This is a genomic window from Streptomyces sp. CMB-StM0423 (assembly GCF_002847285.1).
Lineage (GTDB): Bacteria > Actinomycetota > Actinomycetes > Streptomycetales > Streptomycetaceae > Streptomyces.
Genome location: NZ_CP025407.1, coordinates 5051117 through 5071626, shown reverse-complemented (window position 1 = coordinate 5071626; position 20510 = coordinate 5051117). Strand labels below are relative to the sequence as shown.

Here is a 20510-nt window from a genome sequence, read left to right as displayed (position 1 = left end):
GTAAGGAGCGTAGGAACTGAGCCCCCGCCGCACAAGGAGCCGCGGGGAGGCGAGGGAGGGAACACGGCGATGACGGCACCGGCGGGAACGGGCGGGCGGACCGGCGGCGGCGTGCGGCGCGTCGCGATCGTCGGCGGCAACCGGATCCCCTTCGCCCGCGCGGACGGCGCGTACGCCACCGCGTCCAACCAGGAGATGCTCGCCGCCGCCCTCGACGGCCTCGTCGGGCGGTACGGGCTGCGCGGTGCGCTGCTCGACGAGTTCGTGGCCGGCGCCGTGCTCAAGCACAGCCGCGACTTCAATCTCGCCCGCGAGGTCGTCCTCGGCAGCAGGCTCGACCGCCGCACCCCCGCGTACGACGTCCAGCAGGCGTGCGGCACCGGCCTCCAGACCGTGCTCCTCGTCGCCAACAAGATCGCGCTCGGCCAGATCGACGCGGGCGTCGCCGGCGGCGTCGACACCGCCAGCGACGCGCCCCTCGGCCTCAACGACGGCCTGCGCCGCGTCCTCCTCCACGCCCGGCGGCAGCGCTCCGCCGCCCGCCGCGTCGCCGCCCTCGCCGGGCTCCGCCCGCGGCACGTCGTCCCCGACATCCCGCGCAACGCCGAGCCGCGCACCGGGCTTTCGATGGGCGAGCACGCCGCGCTGACCGCCCGCGAGTGGCGGGTGCCGCGCGCCGCGCAGGACGAGCTGGCCGCCGCCAGCCACCGCCGGCTGGCCGCGGCGTACGACGCGGGTTTCTTCGCCGACCTGCTCACGCCGTTCCGCGGGCTCGACCGCGACCAGAACCTGCGCCCCGACTCGACCCCCGCCGAACTGGCCCGGCTGAAGCCCGTGTTCGGCGCCGCGGACCCGGACGCCACCATGACCGCGGGCAACTCGACCCCGCTGACCGACGGCGCGGCCACCGTGCTGCTCGCGAGCGGGGAGTGGGCCGCCGCGCGCGGGCTGCCGGTGCTCGCGTACCTCACGCACGCGCGCACCGGCGCGGTCGACTTCACCGAGGGCCCGGACGGGCTGCTGATGGCGCCCGCGTACGTCGTGCCGAGGCTGCTGGCCGACGCCGGACTGGGGCTGGCGGACCTCGATCTGTACGAGATCCACGAGGCGTTCGCCTCCCAGGTGCTGGCCACGCTCGCCGCGTGGGAGGACGCTGCGTTCTGCGAGGAACGCCTCGGCCTCGACGCGCCGCTGGGCGCCGTCGACCGGGAGCGGCTGAACGTCGCCGGCTCCTCGCTCGCCGCCGGGCACCCCTTCGCCGCGACCGGCGGCCGGATCGTCGCGACGCTGGCGAAGCTGCTGCACGAGCGGGCGGCGGAGCGCACGGCCGCCGGCGCCCGGCCCGTCCGCGGACTGATCTCCGTCTGCGCCGCCGGCGGCCAGGGCGTCACGGCGCTGCTCGAAGCGTGAACCTCCGCCAACCGAAGGAGCAATCGTGGGCGTACGGAAGGATCTCAAGGCCGCGCGTAAGCGCTCTGACCTCGCCGGGCGTGCCCCCGTCGACGTACGCACCGACGACGGCGTCGTGCGCCAGGCGACCGTCCCGCGGCTCGCCGCGCCGGCCCCGGAGAGCGGCAGCGCCGTCGCCGGCATCCCCTACACCAACGCCGCCGAGGACCCCGGCGCCGTCGTCATCCGCCGCAAGACCGGCGGCCGCTGGGTCCCGGTCACCGCCCGCGCGTTCGCCGACGAGGTGACGGCGGTGGCCAAGGGCCTCGTCGCCGCCGGGCTCGAACCCGGCGGGCGGGTCGCGATCATGTCCCGTACGCGCTACGAGTGGTGCGTGCTGGACTTCGCCGTCTGGGCCGCCGGCGGCCAGTCCGTACCGGTGTACGCGACCTCCTCCGCCGACCAGGTCGCCTGGATCCTGCACGACTCCGGTACCCGCTTCGTCGTCGCCGAGACCGCCGCCAACGAGCAGACGGCCCGTACCGCCGCCTCCGACGCGCACGTCTGGCAGCTCGACGACGGCTGCCTCGACGAGCTGAAGGCCCTCGGCCGCGACGTGTCCGACGACGAGATCGCCAAGCGCCGCGCCGCCCTCACCCCCGACACCATCGCCACCCTCTGCTACACCTCCGGCACCACCGGACGCCCCAAGGGCTGCGTCCTCACCCACGGCAACCTGCACGCCGAGGCCGCCAACAGCGTCGAATTACTGCACCCCATCTTCAAGGAGGTCACCGGGCAGACCGCCTCCACCCTCCTCTTCCTGCCCCTCGCCCACATCTTCGGCCGGGCGATCCAGATCGCCTGCCTGTCCGCGCGCATCGAGATCGGCCACTGGCCGTCGATCAAACCCGACGAGCTGCAGCCGGAGTTCAAGGTCTTCAGGCCGACGTTCCTCGTCGGCGTCCCGTACCTCTTCGAGAAGATCCACCACACCGGCCGGGAGATGGCCGAGAAGCTGGGCCGCGGCTCGTCGTTCGACCGCGCCGACCGCATCGCGGTGCGCTTCGGCGAGGCGCACCTGAACAGGTTCCTCGGCACCGGCAAGGGCCCAGGGCCCGGTCTTTCCCTGGCGTGGGGCCTGTACGACCTGCTGGTCTACCGGCGCATCCGCAAGGAGCTGGGCGGCAGGCTCCACTACGCCATCAGCGGCGCCTCCCCGCTCGACCGCAACCTCAACCTCTTCTTCTACGCCGCGGGCATCGTCATCTACGAGGGCTACGGCCTGACCGAGACCACCGCCGCCGCCACCATCACCCCGCCGCTGCGCCCCCGCCCCGGCACGGTGGGCCGGCCGCTGCCGGGGACGGCGGTGCGCATCGCGGACGACGGGGAGGTGCTGATCAAGGGCGGCATCGTCTTCGGCGGGTACTGGCGGAACCCGGAGGCGACGGCGGAGGTGCTGCCGGACGACTGGTTCGCGACGGGCGACCTGGGCGCGCTGGACGAGGAGGGCTATCTGACGATCACCGGGCGGAAGAAGGACCTCCTGATCACCACGGGCGGCAAGAACGTCTCGCCCGCGGTGCTGGAGGACCGGCTGCGCAGCCGGCCGCCGGTGGGGCAGGTGCTGGTGGTGGGCGACAAGCGCTCGTACGTGGCGGCGCTGGTGACGCTGGAGCAGGAGGCGCTGGGGCACTGGCTGGCGGTACGGAAGCGGCCGCGGGACACGCCGCTCGCGGAGCTGCGGGACGACCCGGAGCTGCGGGCGGAGGTGCAGCGGGCGGTGGACTACGCGAACGAGGCGGTGTCGCGGGCGGAGTCGATCCGCCGGTTCGTCATCGTGGCCGGGGAGTTCACGGAGGAGAACGGGATGCTGACCCCGTCGATGAAGGTGAAGCGGCACGCGGTGGAGGCGGCGTACGAGCGGGAGATCGAGGGGCTGTACGAGGGGTGAGCCGCGGCCTCGGACCCGGCGGTGCCCGGGGTCGTACGGATACGACCCCGGGCGCGCCGCACGGCGTCCCGGAGGTGTCCGCCGTGGTTCAGCTCCGGGCGGCCGCCGCCGGCGTGAAGCTCGCCGGCTGGCCGCCGCCCGGGAGGCCCGCGCCGCCCTCGGACTTCTTGATGCCGTCCGTGATCTCTTCCAGCTCGTCCAGCGCGGGCGCCTCGTCGCCGATGTCGAAGCCGGCCCGGACGAGGACCAGCGTGTCCGGGTTGGCCGGGGACGGGAACGCGAGCGACTGCACGTAGCCGTCGTCGCCCTCCTTCGTCACGACCTTCCAGCGCACCAGGTAGCCCTCCTCGCCGGCCACCTCGACCTCGCCGGACTCCACCTCGTCGTGCGAGGTGATGCCGCCGTACGCCTCGTCGCCGTACGACGCCTCCGCGTTGGGTTCGATGTCCTTCTCGGCGATGCTCTTCGGGCTGGTGGCGTCGATGCCGAGGGCGAGGGCGGGCGCGGAGTTCACCCCGCCGCGTACGCAGGTGTCCTTCGGCGACGTCGGGCACTTGTACTCGCCGACCGACACCGAGGCGCCTATCTGCCCGGACTGCCCCTTCCAGCCGTCGGGCACCGGGATCTTGATGCCGCTGGCCAGGTCGGTGGCGAAGCCGTCCTCGCTGGGGATCTCCATCGGCGGCTGCCCGCCGTCGGGGTTGCCGGGGTCCTCCTCGCCGCCCTCGGGGTCCTGCGGCCCGGGCGACTGGCCGGGCCCGCCGCCCGGGCCGCCGCCGGAACCGCCGGAGCCGCCGTCGGGCCCGCCGCCCGGGCCCTCGCCGGGGGCCGGCGAACGGGGCTCGCCGTCCGGGCCGTAGACCACGGGGCCACCGCCGCCGGCCTTGTCGCCGTCGTCGTCGCCCCACATCGCGTACCCGCCGGCGATGCCGCCGCCGACGAGGGCCGCGGCGGCCACGCCGATGGCGATGCCGAGCGCGAGCGGGCGCCTGCCCGTCCAGCGCTTCTTGGCGTACGGCCCCTCGGGGCCGAGCGGTTCGGCGTGGCCGCCGGATATGACTTCGGTGGGCGCCCCGTGCATACCGCCGGGCGGAGGCATGCCGCCGGGGATGCCGCCGGCCGGAGCGTCCTGCGGGGCGGCACCGGGGGCCGGGGGCGCCGCGGGCCCGTCAGGGCCCCGGGCCCCGTCGGCAGCCCCGTCGGCGGCCCCGTCGGCCCCGGTGGCCCCATCGGGGCTCTGCGCAGGGACATCTGCGGCGACAGCAGCGGGCCTGACCTCGTCCGTCCAGCCTTCACCGTCCCACCTCCGCTCCCTCGGCGACTCGTCGTCGCTGCGGTCCGGGTCGGGATACCACCCTGCAGGTGCCATACCACTCATGCATGCAGGCTATCGAGGCTCCCTGAGAACCGGATGAGAGCGGTCTGAACCTTATGCCCGGCCAACTGCGCAAACCCTCAGAAGACGTCCCGGGGAGCGCTCAGAAGGAGAGCCAGGTCCCCGCGAGCCCCTGCTGCCCCACCCCCGTCCTGGAGTAGTCGCAGACGCCCCGGTCGAAGACGGCCCGCAGCCGCCGCCACTCGGCGTCCGTCCACGTCACGCCGTACTCGCTCGCGTACGTGTCCCGCCGCGGCGGCTCCGTACGGCACTTGATCACGTCCGTGGCGATGTCCTCGCCCGCGACCTCGCGCGGGAAGGAGTTCGACGGGTAGAGCCGCTCGCAGGTGCTGTCCGGGTCGCGGTCCAGCGCCTCGGCGACGAACCGCGGCTCGGCGTCCCGGGTGTTGCAGCCCTCCCGCAGCTCCGCGGGCCTGGCCGCCACGATCCTGTCGATGCGCGGGGCGGCGGAGGTGTCGGCGTCGAGGTTCGTGAGCCAGCGGTCCATCATCGCGAGGGAGTGGCGGACGAGGGGGCTGGCGGTGCTCTGGCCGCCGTAGCGGTTGTCCTCCATGAGGGAGACCATGTTGGCCGCGGTGCCGTTGGCCTTCGCCAGCCGCTTGCGCATGGACAGCGAGTAGTAGCGCAGGTGGGTGTCGCCGCGGGGGGCGTCGTCCACGTACGCGCGGTACTCGATGATCGGCACGTCCGCGAGACCCCCGCCGCCGTTGGTGAGCCGGCCGGTGCGGTACGCGGTGCGGGTGGCGATCGGGTCGGCGGTGGTACGGGCGTCGACGATCCGGGCGTCGTGGTCGTAGCCGCCGACGCGCTCGTTCAGCTCCAGGAACTGCTCCTTGCCGATCGTCCCGGCGGCGAGGGCGCCGAGGCCGTACTGCACGCCGACGTTGTCGAGCGGGCGGCGGGCGAAGCCGGTGCGCGGATCGGGGCCGTAGACGTTGATGGCGTGGTCGTAGAGGTCGCAGCGGGCGCCGCGGGGGTTGGTCTCCGGGTCGTACCGCAGTTCCTCGGGCAGCACGCCGCAGTTGCCCGTCGGGTCGATGCGCGTGGCGTCGCCCTGGGTGCCGGTGGCGACGGCGTACGAGGCGAAGCCGGTGACGGCGCGCTTCTGCTCCTCGGTCCAGGCCAGGTCCGTGTCCCCGGCGAAGTACTCGGTGAGCAGCCGGGTGTCGGTGACCCTGTTCGTCATCGCGAAGCCGACGTCGGGGAAGGAGCAGGCGGGCAGGATGCCGTCGAGGATGCCGGGGTAGTTGTCCACGATCTGGTACGCCTGGTACGAGCCGCCGGAGCAGCCGAAGCCGATGGTGTGGTCGACGGGCCCGTACGCCTCGGTGAACCGCTCCTTGACCATCATGGCGGTCTCGGCGGCGGTGAGGTCGTGGCAGTTGGCGCCGAAGACGTTGAGGGACGAGGACATGACGGCGTACCCGCGCCCGAGCATGTGGGTGTCGGTGACCCCGCCGGTGGTGTTGCCCTGCCGGTACCAGCCGCCGATGCAGCCGCCGCCGAGGGTGTAGACGGCGCGGCCGTTCCAGCCGGCGGGGCGGGTGCGGGGATCGGGGTCCGGCTCGGCGAGGGGGTCGTGGAGGATCGTGGACTGGTAGATGCCGCGGTTGGCGGTGCCGGTCTCCATCCGCACGATGAACGGGACGGTGCGGCCGGTGGAGGTGGTGGTGCGGCCGACGTCGGCGGGGTAGCCGGTGGCGCCGGCGGGCCAGGCGGTGTAGACGCCGGCGGTGTTCCGGTAGAAGTAGTCGACGCGGGTCTCCGCGGAGCAGTCGGCGTCGAGCGGGTCGCCGAGGGTGCCGCCGACGACGGGCAGCCGGAAGGTGCCGGTCTCGCAGACGAAGGGCTGCTGGTGCGGCCCGGAGAAGACGGGGCCCTCGGCGGGGTGGCCGGTGAGCGTGAGCCGGGCGGCGCGGTGGCCGGGGGCGGTGGCGGTGACGGTGTTGCGCCCGTCGCGTACCCCGTCGACGACGCCGGACACGGCGCCGGGGCCATCGGGGGCGAAGAGCGCGGTGACGTCCTCCCCGTTGAGCCGGATCTCCACGGCGGCGGGGTCGGGGGCGGCGACGCGGAGCAGGGCGTCGCCGCCGGTGACGGAGCCGGGGCGGCTGGAGAGCACGTCGAGGCCGATGCGCTGGGATGCCTGGGGGGCGGCGGCCTGGGCGGTGAGCGGGAGGGCGAGGAGAGCGGCGAGCGCTGCGGAGAGGGGGACGAGCAGAGCACGGCGTGGGCGCATGCAGGGGTCCTCCGGTTCGTTGCGGCCTACAACTTGACCGTACGCGTTCAACTCCACCCCGAAAAGACACCGCGTCGCACGACCACGCTCCGCCCCACCCCCACCACCCCACACGGGGCCCGACCCCACCCCGGCCACCCGCTACACTGTCGCGGGTGGCCGGGCCTCCGCCCCGCCCCGCCTCCGTAGCTCAGGGGATAGAGCACCGCTCTCCTAAAGCGGGTGTCGCAGGTTCGAATCCTGCCGGGGGCACCAGGTATTACCTCTCTGGCCTGGGGGCTCCGCCCCAGGAAGGGCTTCGCTCGGCCTCGGACTCCTCGTCCGGGGCCGTTTGCGTGCGCGGGCGGGGAGTCGGTCTCCGAACGGCGACCCGACGGCTAGCGCGGGGAAGCAGCCCGCGCGGCCGGATCAGCGGAACAGGGAGGAACCGAGCGGGTGTTGCCGGTCGAAGCCGGGGAGGATCAGGAAGGTCGCGCCGGCCGTCGTGGTGGTGAAGGGCAGCAGTGCGTCGGAATTGTCCATGCGGGTGAGCGTGGCCGTGAAGGTCCGCAGGTCGTTCTGGAAGCTGATGAAGAGCAGGCCGGGGGCCGGCTCGTCGGTGCTGTAGGAACGGCGGAGCATGTGGCCGACGCCGACCGCGGTGGGGTTCGCCCTGCGCACGTGGGCGTCCACGGGGACCAGATAGCGCCCGTCGGGTGTCTTGGCGCCCAGTTCCGGGCCGGAGGCGACGGTGCCGCCGGAGAGGGGTGCGCCGCTGGCGCGGCGCCGCCCGAAGACCGCCTCCTGCTCGGCGACGGACAGGGCGGCGAACCGTGTCAGGGCGAGTTCCATGCGCCGCAGTACGGCCAGGGTGCCGCCGGCGACCGCGGGCGGCCCGGCCAGCCACAGGTCACGTTCCTGCTCGGCGTCCGTGTGCGGGCCCACGATGCCGTCGATGAAACCGAGCAGGTTGCGCGGTGCGGTACGGCCCTTGGCGACCGGCACGTCCGTACCGCGGCGTCCGGACTGCCGCCACCGTTCGCGGACGCGGTCGCCGGCCTGGTCCAGGAGCGCGGCGGCGACGACCGGCAGGAGCAGCGCGTCGTCGGCGCAGATCTGTAACAGCAGATCACCGCCGCGTGCCTGCGGAGCGATCCGCTCGCGGGAGAACCTCGGGAGGTCGACCGCGCCGGGCAGTGAGGCATCCGCCGTCCGCACCAGCCGCGGACCCACGCCGACGGTCACGGTCAGGTCACCCGGGGACAGGCCCAGCAGCCGCGGGTCGGACCCGGCGGTGAGGCTGCGGACGGCCTCGCCGAGTTCGGCCAGTAACGGGCCCGGCGACACCGCGGTGCCGAGGTCGGCCACCACGGCCAGCAGGTTGCGCTGGGCCGACCCGGGAGACGTGACGCCCGCCTGATGCCGGCCCGTCGCCGGAACGGACGTGGACTCGGCCGCCGCGGAAGGACCGGGCCGGCCCGGCCCGGCGGAGCCCCCTGAGCACCCGGCGGCGACGAGACCGGCGGCCACCGTGGCACCGGTGACGTCGAGGAACGCGCGGCGGGACGGGGGGCGATCGACGCGGTCCATGATGTGCAGAGTGTCACACCTGCCTCGCATCTGCCCCTCAACCGCCTTGTTCCGGCGGGGAATTCGTCCTCGTGCCAGACTGGCCACCATGTCTCGATCGGCACTTCGCGTGATGGCGGCGTTACTGGGCGCACTGACCCTGCTGGCCGGCTGCAGCAGCGGTGGCGACGGCGGATCGGACAAGGGCCGGCGGCCGGACGGTGCGCAGGTGACGATCCGCGTGCCCGGCGACGCCCCGACGATCTCGGCCGGAGTGGCCCTGGCCCGGCCCGGTGACCTGGTGCTGGTGGCTCCGGGTGTGTACCGCGAGTCGGTGAAGCTCGACACGGCCCGCATCACGCTGCGGGGCGAGTCCCGGGCCGAGGTGGTCGTCGATGGTCAGTTGCGGCGGCCGAACGGGGTGGTCGTCACCGCGCCCGGCGTGGCCGTGGAGAACCTGACCGTGCGGGGGAACACGCAGAACGGGGTGCTGGTCACCGGTTCGGCGGCGGCGGTCGACGGGCTGCCGGGCAGCGGCGGTTACGACACCGGTGACGAACCCGTCAGGCTCCTGAAGTCGTTCCTGGTCTCGCATGTGACCGCGACCCGCAACGGTCTGTACGGCATCTACGCGTTCTCCGCGCAGAACGGCGCCATCGAGCACTCCTACACATCGGGCGGGGCGGACTCGGGGATCTATGTCGGCCAGTGCAAGCCGTGCCGGATCGTGGTACGGGACAACGTCTCCGAACTCAACGCGGTCGGTTACGAAGGCACCAACGCCAGCGGCGAGATGTACGTCGCCGGCAACCGCCTGGTCGGCAACCGCGTCGGGCTGACCACCAGCTCCGACCACCAGGAGAAACTGCTCCCACAGCGCGACGCCGTCGTCGCCGGCAACCTGATCGCGGACAATCAGCACCCGCAGACGCCCGAACAGGCCGACGGCGGCTGGGGCATCGGCATCGGCGTCGACGGCGGCAGCGACAACCGGTTCATCCGCAACCGGATCACCGGCAACACCAACGCCGGACTCGTGATCACCGCGACCGCCGACCTGACGGCGGACCGCAACCGGGTCACGGACAACACCTTCGCCGCCAACGGCGTCGACGTCGGCTCGACGTTCCCCACCGCCACCCGCGGGCAGGGCAACTGCCTGCAAGGGAACGCGCTTCAAAAGACCGTACCCACCGGGCTCGTGGACACCGCGTCCTGCCCGGTTCCCGCCACATCACCCACACCCTCCGGCAGTTGGCGGAGCGCGGCAGGGCCCGCGGGCATCCCGTTCACCGACGTGGCCGCGCCGGGTCCGCAGCCGGAGTTCCCGCGTGCCACCACCGCGGGCGCCACCGCCGTGCCGGACGTTCCGGCGCTGCCGGAGATCGCGGACATCGCGCTGCCGCCGGAGTCGCTGCTCGCCGACCGTGCGCGGGTGCGGGCCTCGTGAGCGGCGGCTACGGCGCCGGTGTGAGGCCGGGTACCGGCTTGACGGGGACGTACGTCCGGTCGTCGAAGTCGAAGACCACCGGCTGCGACTCGGAGGCGATGCCGACCTGGACCCGGTACATGGTGCCGTCCGCGCCGATCCAGTAGCGCACGGTCGGTGACGCACCGGCCTTGGCAGACGCACCGGCCTTGCCGGAAGAACCGGCCTCGGTGCCGGCGTCCGGCCCGTTCATGATGTCCGTCCGATGGCCGTGCACCTCGTCCCGCCCGACCCATGCCGCGCCGTTCTGCGGCAGCAGCGCGGCGTTCTCCGGCCGGTCGCTGCCGAGGCCGAGTGCGATGCCCAGCGAGGTGTCCAGGGCCGTGCCGGTCAGCTGCAGCGGACGGCTGTGCCAGCCGGACGCGGGCGGCGACGCCGGTGCGACCGCCGGGGGGTCCGTCATGGGGTGGACGAGAACGGTGGTGGCCGTCCACTGGATCAGGCCGTCACTGGACGTGTCGCGCCCGGTGCCGCGCACCACCCCGTAACCGGTGTGGGTGCGGTAGTCGATGGACCCGGTGATCACCAGCCCGCCGGTGGCGTTCGGCACCGTGATCGTCACCGCCCGCCCGCCCGCCTGGTAGTTGAGGAACCGGGTGACCGCCAGCCGGTTCGCCTCTTCCGAGGTCAACGCCCGTGGGGCGGTGGGGGAATCGCCGTCGCCGAGGAGGACGAAGGCGGTGACGGCGGCAGCGGTGACGCCGAGGGCGGCGGCTGCCGCCCAGCGCAACCTTGGCCACCGGCGGCGCCGGCCCGCCTCGCGTCCTATGGGACCCCGCTTGGTGTCGATGCTCCGCGTTCTGATGCTCCGCACGCGGCGCGACTGTAACAGGTCCCACGGAGCCGCGGGCAAACTCTGCGTTCTCCGGACATGACCCTCGGTAACCCATAAACTCAACCTGCAATATGCCGATTTGGCGTTGGAATCGAACAAATAAAGGAATGCCATGCCATTACGTGGAGTGGTGCGTCCAGGGCTGGCCGCCCTCTTACTGGTGGGCGGCGGCACGGGCACGCTCTTGACCGGTGCCGGGCAGGCCAGCGCCTCGGCCTCCGACGGCAGCCTGACCGTCCAGGTGCTGCGGGACTTCTTCGGCACCGGCGTGATCAACTCGACCATGGACGTGCCGCAGCGGGGAATGAAGGTCGACGTCAGCGACCCCGCCGGCCATCACGTCACCGGCGTCACGGACGCCACCGGAAAGGTCGTCGTACCGCCGTCGAGCGAGCTGACCGGCGGCCGTTACCGCGTCGACGTCACCGTCCCGGCGCCCTACAGCGACTACCTGCGGGCGGCGCCCGCCTCGACCGCGCCGAACCACTTCGACAGCTTCACCACGTTCGTGGACGTCTCGGACGGCAAGGACGACTCGGTCATCACCGGGGTCTGGGACCCGGCCGACTACGCACTGCCCGATTCCCGCTACTTCGTGCCGATCCAGAGCGGTGCCGGCGGGACGGACACCCGGGCACTGGTGGCGTTCGGGACGGACGTCCGCGGCAACTGCCCCGACCAGCAGGCATGCCCGGAGGTGCTCAACACGCAGGACCAGGTGGGCACGACCTACGGGTTGGCCTACGACAAGCACCGCGACCAGCTCTTCCAGTCGGCCTTCGCCCGGCGGTACACCGAGTACGGGCCGGAGGGCGGTGACGCGATCTACACCGTGCCGGCAGACGGCGGCGGCGCCCCGAAGCTGTTCGCGAAGGTGCCGGGCGCCACGGAGACGCCGCACGACACCGGCAACCTGATCAAGGACGCCGGGTTCACCGACGCACCGGGCAAGGAGAGCATCGGCAGCCTGGACCTGTCGGAGGACGGCTCGACCCTGTACGCGGTGAACCTGCTCACCCGCAGCCTCGTCAGCTTCGACGCGACCAAGCCCACGGCCTCCGCGCCCAAGGCGACCGTGCCGATCCCCGACCCGGGCTGCGCGTCGGCCGACGACTGGCGCCCGTTCAGCGTCGCCACCCACAACAACACCCTCTACGTCGGGGGCGTCTGCAGCGCGGAGAGCACTCAGGACCGCGCGGACCTGAAGGCCGTCGTCGCCACCTATGACGGCGAGGAGTTCACCACCGTCCTGTCCCAGCCGCTGGACTTCGAGCGCGGGAGCGTGCTCACCAGCAACTCCGGGCGCGACCAGGTCAACCACTGGAACCCGTGGAACACCTCTCTGGAGGACTGGGACGCCTTCAACGTGAGCGGCGCGATGATCGATCCGCAGCCGGAGCTGGCCAGTCTGGCCTTCACCCGCGAAGGCTCGCTGATCCTCGGCTTCCGCGACCGGTTCATGGACGTCGTGAGCTGGGGCGGGCTGGATCCCAGGCCGGGCAACGACACCCCGCAGAACGGCATGTCCGGCGGCGACATCAACATGGCCTGCGCCACGCCCACCGGCGGGTACGAGTGGGAAGGCACCGGAAACTGCCCCGACCACGCCACGGACCCCACCCTTGACGGGGCCCAGCCCAGCGGCGTCGTCGAGTACTTCCCGGGTGACTTCTTCCCGAACGGCGGCTCCGCGACCCAACCGGGTCCGCACCAGGAGTCCTCGCTGGGATCGGTCGCCTACATCCCGCAGCAGCAGTGGGCCGTCAGCACGCAGATGGACCCGACCGGCCAGGTCATCACCAGCGGTACCGGCTACTACGACGTCGCCACCGGCCTCGGCCCCGGCAACGATCCGGCGGCCAACGCCTACCAGTTCGTCGGTCCGAACCAGAACGGGTTCGGCAAGGCCGGCGGCCTGGGCGACATCGCGTACGCCGCGGCGAACGCACCGATCCAGATCGGCAACGTGGTGTGGTTCGACGGCGATCACAACGGCGTCCAGGACGCCGGGCACGTGCTGCTGCCGGACGCGACGATCAACCTGCTGGACGCCGACGGCGAGAAGGTCGCCACGACCACGACCGACGCCGCCGGTGAGTACTACTTCGGTGGTGCCGGAGCGGAGTACGAGCTGACTCCGGGCGCCAAGTACACCGTGCAGTTCGATGTGTGCACGGCGGACACCGGCGAGGTGCCGGGCCGGCCGGCCGCCGACGACCTGCGGTTCACCCTGCCGCGGGCCGGTGACGACCGGGTGCACGACTCCAATGTGACCCCGCCGGCCAATGGCCGGCTGTGCAACGGGTACGCCCCGGTCACCGCGCCGACCAGGCCGGGAGGGGTTGATCACACGATCGACGCCGGCGTGTACGTTCCGGAGGAGGCACCGCCGACACCCACCCCGCCGACACCCACGCCCCCGGAAACCGACCCGCCGGCAAGCGATCCCCCGGCAACCGAGCCGCCGGGAACCGAGTCCCCGACACCGTCACCGGCGCCCCCGACGGGCCCGGCGCCCAACACCCCGGCGCCGGCAGGCGACCGGAAACCGGGTTCGCTCGCCGACACCGGCTCGTCCGGCCTGGGAGAGATTCTCGCCCTCGCCGCCCTGCTGGCCGGTGCGGGTGCGGCAGCCGTCCTGGTCAGCCGTCGTAGGCGCGCCAGGCACCGCTGACACCCGAACCCCCCGACGGGCCGGTGCGATCGCACCGGCCCGTCGGCATGGACACCCTCCGTTCAGGCAGGGCTTCGGTCGCGGAGTTTCGCGCGGGCGCCGGGGTTCCAGAGGGACAATGGGCACTGCGGCGTTGCGGGTTCTGCAATCGCCGCTGGGTTACCGAAGGGTGTTGTTCCGGTTTGTTGGGTGTGCCGCGTTGCGGTGCAGGGGGGTTGACAGGCGGGGGCTGAAGAATCTACAAATAGGATTGCGCCGCTGAGGTTCGGGCCCTTGTCCCGATTTCCCGGCGCTTCTGCATGTCGGCTTCCCCCTCCCCGCGACCCGGCGTCGCGGGTGCCGTCTTCGGGATGCAGCTCTCTGTGAGGCCGTCTTCCGGCCCTCTCCCCCCACACATTTCACAGTCACGTTTCTACGCCGCCGTCCGGGACGTAACCCGGTGGCGGCTTTGCCATGCCCGCACACGAATGACTCGCACAGGGAGGAAATGTTGGCAGACAAGACCGAAGTGGAAGAAGTGTATTCGGCGCTGGAGGAATCCGCCCGGCTCGTGGGTGCCGTCTGCGTACGCGACAAGGTGCGGCCCGTGCTGGATGCGTTCGGGGCCGTGCTGGGTGAGGATCTGGTCGTCCTCGGGGTGCAGAGCGGTGAGCGTAACGCGGCTGAGCTGGATTTCAGTTTCAGGGTTCCGGGTGAGATCGGGAATCCGTACCCGTACGCGCTGGCGAAGGGGTTCGTCGGCGAGACCGGTCATCCCGTCGGTGCCCTGCTGTCCGATGTCAGCGCGCGTGTCCCGGTCCAGGAGTACTACATAGACGCCGGGGTCGTCGGCGGGTTCAAGAAGCTCTACGCGCACTTCCCGCAGGCTTTGCAGCCGCTCGCGGCGCTCACCGACATCCCGTCGATGCCGGATGCGGTCGCCGAGAACGCGGGGCTCTTCACGCGCTACGGGCTCGACAAGGTGGCGATGGTCGGGGTCAACTACCGTGCGAACACGATGAATCTGTACTTCCAGTTCGCCCCGGACAACCGGCCCGAGCCTCGCGCCATCGCCTCGATGCTGCGCGAGATGGGAATGCCGGAGGCCGACGAAGCCGTGCTCCGGTATGTCAGCGCGGCGATGCGGGCGAACATCACGCTCGGCTGGGACTCCGCGCACATCTTCCGGGTCGCGCTCGCCCCGCCGCCGAGTGCGGGATTCGAGCCCGCGGAAATCCCGGCCCCCATGGATCCGCACATGGAACGGTTCGTGCGGCAGGCGCCGTTCGCGTACGAGGGCGAGCGGGTGAATCTGATCGCCGTCAAGTGGGTGCCGGAAGAGCAGTTCGTCGAGGCGAATTCCTACTACCAGCTCTCGCCCATGCTCAGGAAACTCACCCGGAGCGACTGACAACCCGGCGGCAGGACGCCGCACCCGAGACTTGGAGGTCACCATGTCCGAAGCCGCTCAGGCGGGAAGCGCCGCCCCCGGGAACCTCGCCGCGCGGGCCGACGCGCTCTTCCAGGAGGCGGTCTCCGGGCCCCGTGCGCAGCTCGGCGAGAACCTGCTGCGCATGTCCCTGACGGCCTGGGAGAACCCGGAGCTGCGGCCGCGGCTCCTGGCCCGGGTCGAGGCCGCGACCAGCAGCGAAGAAGGCGCGGAGTATCTGCGCGAGCACTTCTCCGCCCTGCTCGTCATCCGGCTGGGAGAGGTCGTCGACGTACCGCGGCTGCGGCTCAACGCGCTGGTGGTGCAGGTCGTCGGGCTGATCATGCTGCGCTACGTGCTGAAGATGGAGCCGATCGCTTCTGCGTCGGTGGACGAGCTCGTCGAGACATTCGCGCCCACGCTCCAGGGCTACCTGAGTGAGTAACGGCGACTTCAACGACAGGAGAATCATGTCCGGTTCGGCAGAGAACCTGTACGCCGCCATCGAGAAGACCGCGGGGCTCGTGGACGTGCCCTGCGCGCGCGACAAGGTCTGGCCCATCCTCGGCGCGTTCGAGGAACTGCTCCCGCAGGCCGCGATCCTCTTCCGGGTGGCGACCGACGCGCGCCACGCCGGAGAGATGAACTGCCACATGATGATGCTCCCGAGCACCATCGACCCGCATGCGCTCGCGCAGGCCAACGGCCTCCTGCCGCGTACGGACCACCCCATCGACTCGCTCCTCGGTGACATCGAGGGCCGGTTCCCCATCGGCAGCTACGGCATCGACTTCGGCCTCGTCGGCGGCTTCCAGAAGGCGTGGTCGTGCTTCCCCGGCGAGCAGATGCAGAGCCTGCCGAAGCTCGCCGCCCTCCCCTCCATGCCGCCCAGCGTGGCCGGGAACATGGAGTTCTTCGAGCGCTACGGGCTGGCCGAGAAGATCACCCTGATCGGCATGGACTACGGGCACCGCACGATGAACGTGTACTTCGGGGAGGTGGACGACTGCCTCACGCCGGCGGCCGTCCGGTCCATGCTGAGCGACCTCGGCATGCCGGAGCCGAGCGAGCACCTGCTGAAGTTCGCCCAGCAGGCGTTCGGCTTCTACGCCACCCTGAGCTGGGACTCGCCGGACATCGAGCGCTTCTGCTACTCGGCGATCACCCCCGACCCGCTGGCGATCCTGGACCGGGTGGAGCCGAAGATCGAGCACTTCCTGCGGGAGATCCCGTACGGCGCCGACAACCCCAAGGCCGTCTACGTCGCCACCTCGCCGGGCGACGGCGAGTACTGCAAGGTCCAGTCGTACTACCAGTGGCGCCCGCGCCTGGTGAACCACATGCACACCACGGCGCCCCCCGCCTCCGGCTAGCGAACCAGCCGGGCGGACCAGGTCCGCCCGGCTCAGGGCCGGCGCTGCGCGGAGAGCGCGGTGAGTTCCTCGATGTCGAAGTGCGAGCGGCGGTTCGGCGCACCGTAGCGGGTCAGCTTCCCCCGGCTCACCCATTTTCGGATCGTCGCCTCCGACACCCCCATGGCCAGCGCGGCCACCTTGGTCGGAACGAGCCTGTGGTGCGGTGGTCTGCTCACGCCTCGCTGCCCTTTCGCTGCCGTTCCACGAGCTGCCCGAGCAGGAGCCACTCGTGCGGCGCCCAGGCGTGCCCCGCCGAGCAGGCGATGCTCCGCACGGGCACCGGCTCGCCGGCTCTGAGCGACGCGGTGATGGTCCCGCCGCAGCCGTCCTGGACGCACTCTTCCACGAGGGTGAAGTACCCGCCCGGTTCGGGATCGATGGTCTGCCGCAGCTCCTTGACCAGGGCCTCGACCTCGTCGGCGAAGTCCGCCGCCGCGGGCTGGGCGGTGATCCAGTCCAACTGCCCGGCGAGGAACACCGCCAGGTGCGGCACGCTTCGCTTCGGCGCGGCGGCCCTGCGCTTCGCCACGACCGTCCCCGACCACGACTCCAGCAGGGAGGAGATGCGCTGCCGCGTGTCCAGCAGCGAGATGTCGGGATAGTCGAGGCGGCGGCTCGTGGAGACCTTCGTCGGATTACGCCACCGGGTCGGCGCCGTCGGCGACGCCTGGTACAGGCACTCCCGGTGCAGTCCTGCCAGCTCCCGCAGGTGACGCCCGACCTGCCTGATGCAGGGGTCGCACAGCAGAGAGGGCGCAGCAGCGCCGGTTCTTCGCGCATGACCTCGCGTACAGGGATGAAACGGCATCGAAGCCCCTCCGTCTGACCCATCGCCTCGAAAACCGCCGCCCCCGAGGGACCCGCGCCGACTGCGGCAGTCGGCCGGTTCGGACACCCGCCCGGCGCCCGTAGTCCCGGTTGCCGGCTCCCAGACTGACCTGCCGGACTTGAGGGTGACTTGCCGGTGGCTTGCCGTCGCCACGCACGCGGGTCGGTACGGTCCGGGCCGCCGCCGGCTTCGCTGGCGTGGAGGTCCGGGCCGTGTCACACTTTGGGCACGTCACCCCTGCCCGGATGAGGAAATGCGGAGGGTGAGATTCCCCCGGAGAATCCCGGCAGTGCGGCGGTCCGTAAACCGGAAGAGCCGGCGCCGATGGGGGACTTACGAATCCGGCCCCGCGCCGCAGGACGCACGGTCCTGCTCCCGGCCACGGCCGAAGCCGGCGCGGTCGGCCGCCTGTGTTCGCTATCCGATGTCCTGCTGGAACAGCAGCGGGCAGGTCCTTTTCACATCGCCCTGTGGGGGAGCAATGATCGCAAATCCTGGGATCGAGCGTTTGTGTGCGGCTGCGGAAGAAGCGGCCGGGCTGGTGGGCGTGGACTGCCCGCCCGAGAAGATGTCCGCGTTGCTGGCGGCGTTCCCGAACGTCGCCACCGACTCCACCATCGTGTTCAACGCGGTGAACAAGGGAGGCCGTATCCGGGACGTCTCCTTCGACTTCACGGTGCCGCTGGCCGACGGCAATCCCTATGAGCGCGCCGTGGAGCACGGCCTCGCCGAGGAGACGGACCATCCGGTCCGCGGCATGTTCGCGGACCTGCTGACCGCGCTCCCGGTCGACTGCTACGGCGTCGACTACGGCGTCAACGGCGGCTTCAACAAGAGCTACGCCGTCTTCCCGATGGGCCGGCTGCAGGAACTGGGCCGGCTCGCCGTCGTACCCGCCATGTCCACCGCGCTCGCCAAGTGGATGGACGTGCTCGTCGGGTACGGCCTGGACGGCAAGGTGTCGACCGTGGCGATCGACCACGCGAACCGGACGTGGAACGTGTACTTCAACGGGCTGTCCCCGGAGCACTTCGAGCGCGCCACCGTCCAGGCGATGCTGCGGGACTTCGGGCTGCCGGAGCCGAGCGGACAGCTCCTGGACTTCGCCGGGACCTCGTCCGCGCTGTACCCGACTTTCGGCTGGGACGACGCGGAGATCGAGCGGGTCAGCTTCTCCACCCGTACGACCGACCCGGGGGCGCTCCCCGCGCACGTCGAACCGAAGCTCGGCGTGCTCGCCGCCAAGGCGCCGTACACCTACGAGGGCGATCGCAAGCTCGTCTTCGCCGGCGCGCTGACGTCCGGCGGGGAGTACTACAAGCTCGCGACGTACTACCAGATGGCCACGGCCGCGCACGACCGGGTACGCCGCGGGAGCTGACGTACGGGCGGCGGGCGGATCTCCGGACCCGATGACCGCCGGGGTCGTGCCGGGGCGCGACGTCGAGGGCCTCATCGCCGGTGCGGCCCTCGACCGCCGCCGGCAGCACTCCGTTCACCGGGCCGAACCGCCTGGTGGCTGGCGGCGCCGGCCCGTGCCGGAGTGCGTTGCCGGTCAGGCGGCGTTGTGTGCGATGAGGCGGTTGAGTGCGGTCAGGGCCTGGACGTCGGCCAGGACGGGGAAGTCGAAGGGCAGCGGACGCGGACCCGCCTGGTCGGCTATCGAGCTGAAGCCGCCGTCGTCGTGCTGCTGGTCGGTCAGGTACGCCAGCGGCTTGGCGAGATCGGTCCCGGGCGCGTGCCGGGCGAGGGTGGCCAGGGCCTGGGCGGTGGACAGCACGTCGCTGTCCTTGCCCGGTGCGTGCCCCCAGCCGCCGTCACTGCCGCGGCTCTCGTCCAGGAACGCCACGGCCCTGGCGGTGGCTTCGGCGGCGCGCCGGTGCAGTGCCGTCTCCGCGGCCGGTACGCACGCCAGGGCGTCCAGGATGCGCAGGATGGCGCTGGACCTGCTCAGCGTCCAGCTCGGCTCGAAGCTGCCGTCCTGCCGCTGGGCGTCGATGAGGACGCCGACCGCGGGGGCCAGCATGTCCCCGTAGCTGTCCCAGGGCATGGCGATCACCGCGCCGGCCGTCATGTCCAGGTCCGAGGTGTGGCCCCGCAGATACGTGGGGAAGCCGCCGGCCTCGTTGGTCCGCGAGCAGAGGTACTCCTCCCCCGCCGCGATGCCGTGGCGGTACCGCCGCGCGTCGAGCATCCGCAGGAGTTCCACGCACCGGGCGGTGTCGTCGACATCCGTCTGCGTGGTCGCCTCGTTGTAGCCCCAGCCGCCGTCGAAGTGCTGTCGCGAGGCGAGGTACTGCCCCATCCGCGCCGCCAGCCGCTCGTGCCCCGGCGCCGACGCCAGCGCCGAGCCGGCGAGCGAGGTCACGAAGACCTCCTGCCCGTCGATGAACGGCACCCCGCCGTCCGGGCCGCGCAGCCGCGCCAGCGCCTCGATCCCCTCCCGCATCAGCTCGGAACCCGGCCGGAAGGTGTGGAGGGCGTGCAGCGCCACCAGGTGGCACAGCGCGTTCCCCTCCCACACCCGCCGCGCCGGGAAGGCCGCCAGCCGCCGTACGAGCAACTCCTGGTACTCCGCCGGCTCCTGCCCGGACTCGTCCGCGTCCGCGCCCGCTCCGGCGTTGTCGTGGACGTACAGGATCGTGGCGGCGTACAGCGTCAGCTCCGTCCACACCGCCTGCGGCCGCGGAGCGATCTCCCGCGGATCGGGACGCTTACCGTCCGGCAGCAGTCCGCACAGCACCAGAATCGTGTCCAGCAGCAGCCGCTTCCGCATCCCGGATCCGTGCCGGGCCCCGCTCAGGCCCGCAAGCAGCTCGTCCGCCTCGCACACCCGGCCGGAGAGCGCGTCCACGACCACCCGCTCCAGCGTGCCCTTCGGCTGCGCCCGCTGCAGGTACTCCTGCAGCTCCTTCTGCACCCGCGGCAGCGCACGCTCCTTGCGCAGCAGCAGCAACAGCAGCGCGGACTCGATGATCCGGCCGGCACACCGGTCCCTCAGCGCGCCCTCGCCGTCCACCTGCACCGCCAGATGCCGCGCGACACGGCGCCGTACCTCCCGCACCCCGGGCCGCTGTCCGCCGGAACCCCCTGTCACGGGCTGCGAGGCGGCGTCGGCCGCGGAACCCACCAGTCGATCAGTCATCAAGGACTTCCTTTCGGAATGGCAAAAGAAACCCGGCCCGCTGAAACAGCGGACCGGGTAGCGGATTTGCGAGATGCGAAGGGGAAGGACAGGCGGTCTCAGGCATTCCGGAGGAGGGCCTGAAAGCCGAAAGCCTTGCGAAATCGGGGAGCGGCGGCGAAGAGCGCCGACAGGGGGCGGCGGTAA

Annotated in this window: 15 protein-coding genes and 1 tRNA gene; 9 read left to right on the top strand and 7 right to left on the bottom strand. The window is 71.9% G+C overall.

The genetic code is table 11. The annotated features are described in order from the left end of the window. The first annotated feature begins 69 nt into the window (after nucleotides 1–69). Nucleotides 70–1410: an acetyl-CoA C-acetyltransferase gene (locus CXR04_RS22125; RefSeq protein WP_101424052.1), complete on the top strand. Its 1341-nt coding sequence runs from the start codon at nucleotides 70–72 to the stop codon at nucleotides 1408–1410. 25 nt (nucleotides 1411–1435) lie between these two features. After that, entirely contained in the window at nucleotides 1436–3346 is a 1911-nt protein-coding gene (locus CXR04_RS22120; protein WP_101424051.1) for an AMP-dependent synthetase/ligase, read from the top strand. 88 nt (nucleotides 3347–3434) lie between these two features. Here CXR04_RS22120 and CXR04_RS22115 read toward each other — a convergent pair whose 3' ends face one another. Together CXR04_RS22115 and CXR04_RS22110 are read right to left on the bottom strand one after the other, a co-directional pair. Beyond that, entirely contained in the window at nucleotides 3435–4724 is a 1290-nt protein-coding gene (locus CXR04_RS22115; RefSeq protein ID WP_101424050.1) for a DUF2510 domain-containing protein, read from the bottom strand. Nucleotides 4725–4824: 100 nt separating this feature from the next. Next, complete coding sequence (locus CXR04_RS22110) at nucleotides 4825–6981, bottom strand: DUF6351 family protein (RefSeq protein WP_101424049.1); 2157 nt, start codon at nucleotides 6979–6981, stop codon at nucleotides 4825–4827. Nucleotides 6982–7160: 179 nt separating this feature from the next. On the opposite strand from CXR04_RS22110, the gene CXR04_RS22105 reads away from it, so the two are divergent. Next, nucleotides 7161–7236 (top strand) — tRNA-Arg (locus CXR04_RS22105). 153 nt (nucleotides 7237–7389) lie between these two features. On the opposite strand, the gene CXR04_RS22100 is transcribed toward CXR04_RS22105, so the two are convergent. Next, nucleotides 7390–8550, bottom strand: a complete 1161-nt coding sequence (locus CXR04_RS22100; protein ID WP_101424048.1) for a Dyp-type peroxidase — start codon at nucleotides 8548–8550, stop codon at nucleotides 7390–7392. Nucleotides 8551–8638: 88 nt separating this feature from the next. Here CXR04_RS22100 and CXR04_RS22095 point away from each other — a divergent pair, with 88 nt between their 5' ends. Further along, complete coding sequence (locus CXR04_RS22095; RefSeq protein ID WP_101424047.1) at nucleotides 8639–9979, top strand: right-handed parallel beta-helix repeat-containing protein; 1341 nt, start codon at nucleotides 8639–8641, stop codon at nucleotides 9977–9979. Between the two features lie 7 nt (nucleotides 9980–9986). On the opposite strand, the gene CXR04_RS22090 is transcribed toward CXR04_RS22095, so the two are convergent. After that, nucleotides 9987–10832 (bottom strand): hypothetical protein, encoded by an 846-nt coding sequence (locus tag CXR04_RS22090; protein WP_442802395.1) that lies wholly within the window; start codon nucleotides 10830–10832, stop codon nucleotides 9987–9989. Between the two features lie 133 nt (nucleotides 10833–10965). Between CXR04_RS22090 and CXR04_RS22085 the strand changes: the two genes are divergently transcribed. The 4 genes from CXR04_RS22085 (at nucleotide 10966) to CXR04_RS22070 (ending at nucleotide 16308) form a co-directional block, all read left to right on the top strand. Next, a complete protein-coding gene (locus CXR04_RS22085) occupies nucleotides 10966–13527 on the top strand; it encodes an SdrD B-like domain-containing protein (protein WP_101424046.1) in 2562 nt (853 codons plus the stop codon). 490 nt (nucleotides 13528–14017) lie between these two features. Next, complete coding sequence (locus CXR04_RS22080) at nucleotides 14018–14917, top strand: aromatic prenyltransferase (protein ID WP_159072376.1); 900 nt, start codon at nucleotides 14018–14020, stop codon at nucleotides 14915–14917. Between the two features lie 43 nt (nucleotides 14918–14960). Continuing rightward, complete coding sequence (locus tag CXR04_RS22075; RefSeq protein ID WP_159072375.1) at nucleotides 14961–15380, top strand: TetR/AcrR family transcriptional regulator; 420 nt, start codon at nucleotides 14961–14963, stop codon at nucleotides 15378–15380. A gap of 25 nt (nucleotides 15381–15405) precedes the next feature. After that, nucleotides 15406–16308, top strand: a complete 903-nt coding sequence (locus tag CXR04_RS22070) for an aromatic prenyltransferase (RefSeq protein WP_101424043.1) — start codon at nucleotides 15406–15408, stop codon at nucleotides 16306–16308. A 32-nt stretch (nucleotides 16309–16340) separates the two neighbouring features. Here CXR04_RS22070 and CXR04_RS34945 read toward each other — a convergent pair whose 3' ends face one another. Together CXR04_RS34945 and CXR04_RS22065 are read right to left on the bottom strand one after the other, a co-directional pair. Continuing rightward, nucleotides 16341–16526 (bottom strand): hypothetical protein, encoded by a 186-nt coding sequence (locus CXR04_RS34945; RefSeq protein WP_159072374.1) that lies wholly within the window; start codon nucleotides 16524–16526, stop codon nucleotides 16341–16343. Further along, nucleotides 16523–17158 carry a hypothetical protein gene (locus CXR04_RS22065; RefSeq protein ID WP_101424042.1) on the bottom strand — a complete coding sequence of 212 codons (636 nt, stop codon included), beginning with the start codon at nucleotides 17156–17158 and terminating at the stop codon, nucleotides 16523–16525. The genes CXR04_RS34945 and CXR04_RS22065 overlap by 4 nt, the downstream gene beginning before the upstream one ends. 502 nt (nucleotides 17159–17660) lie before the next feature. Between CXR04_RS22065 and CXR04_RS22060 the strand changes: the two genes are divergently transcribed. Beyond that, nucleotides 17661–18560: an aromatic prenyltransferase gene (locus CXR04_RS22060; protein ID WP_101424041.1), complete on the top strand. Its 900-nt coding sequence runs from the start codon at nucleotides 17661–17663 to the stop codon at nucleotides 18558–18560. 174 nt (nucleotides 18561–18734) lie between these two features. Here the strand turns inward: CXR04_RS22060 and CXR04_RS22055 are convergent, their stop codons facing one another. Beyond that, nucleotides 18735–20324 carry a prenyltransferase/squalene oxidase repeat-containing protein gene (locus tag CXR04_RS22055; protein WP_159072373.1) on the bottom strand — a complete coding sequence of 530 codons (1590 nt, stop codon included), beginning with the start codon at nucleotides 20322–20324 and terminating at the stop codon, nucleotides 18735–18737. Nucleotides 20325–20510: the final 186 nt, after the last annotated feature.